Here is a 1,118-nt window from a genome sequence, read left to right on the forward strand (position 1 = left end):
ATTCACATCATTGCCGGCATTGATCTGCACATCTCTGCCCGCTTTAAAATTGGATGGTGTATTGGACTTTTCCCATTGATCGCCCGTATCTTTGGCGCTCGCACCCCCCACACCCACAGAGGCACCACTGCGGTTCTTTTCAAACTGAAAGCCAAAACCTGAGCGTTCTTCCTGTGTGCTCGCGCTATGACTCTTATGACCAGGCAAAACATTCACATTATGGACTGCCGAAAGCTTAATATCTTCCCCTGCGCTAAAGTCAGAACCCACCACATTCACATCTTCTTTTTTGGCGGTGATGGTAATATTTTTACCATTGAGCGAAGAGCCTTGATGTTCAAAACTTTCTTCATTCTCTGTCTTTGATTCACTCCCGTAGATCGAAACAAAACCCTTGCCTGATCCCACACCAAAACCCGTTTCATGGGTTTCTGAATGGCTGCTATGGTGATCTGTCATGCCATCAATCGTCACGCTTTGTCCTGCCACATTGATATCTTCATTGGCAATCATATGAGAAGCCGTGAGGGTGGCATCCCCTTGTGCGTCTAACACAATATTGCCCGTCGCTCCAAGGATAGAGGAAACCGTTGTAGTGTGCGCTTCAGAATTATCGGAAGATTTCTCATGCAAAACACTGCTTGTCGACGATTGTTGTTGCTGGTTGTATTTTTCTTGCGCCCCTTTGATGAGAATATTTCCACCAGAGTGAATGGTCATATCGGCTTTGGCCTGCTCTTCTGGCGTTTTCTCCCCTGGCTTACCGGCTGTGAGTATCGAGGCTACAATCTCCGTGTTGTTTGCTGAGTCAAGAGCAACACCTTTGCCCCCAGATATGAGTGAGCCCACAACTTGAGCCGCATCAATCTTGTTATGCTGGGATTTGCTGGTACTGAACCCCTCACCCTTTTTATGATACGACATCTCATACTGTAAGCTATTTTCCGCATTGGTGATGAGAATAGCATTGCTGGCTTTCAGCTCTACCTTGCCATCAGCCGTAACAGCACTGCCCGTGATGGTGAGATCATGTGGTGTGCCATCTTGGCCTGCAATAGCAGTAAAATCACCCCCAGCATTGATCGAAGAGCCAACGGCTCGCGAGGCTTGCATATCCA

Annotated in this window: 1 protein-coding gene; it reads right to left on the minus strand. The window is 47.7% G+C overall.

Features of this window, described 5'->3' with window-relative positions:
* On the minus strand, positions 1 to 1,118 hold a 1,118-nt coding region (locus ACFINZ_RS09835; protein ID WP_375701419.1), incomplete at both ends, for a hemagglutinin repeat-containing protein.

The sequence above is a fragment of the Bartonella sp. AA81SXKL genome (assembly GCF_042196945.1).
In the GTDB taxonomy this organism is placed as follows: domain Bacteria; phylum Pseudomonadota; class Alphaproteobacteria; order Rhizobiales; family Rhizobiaceae; genus Bartonella.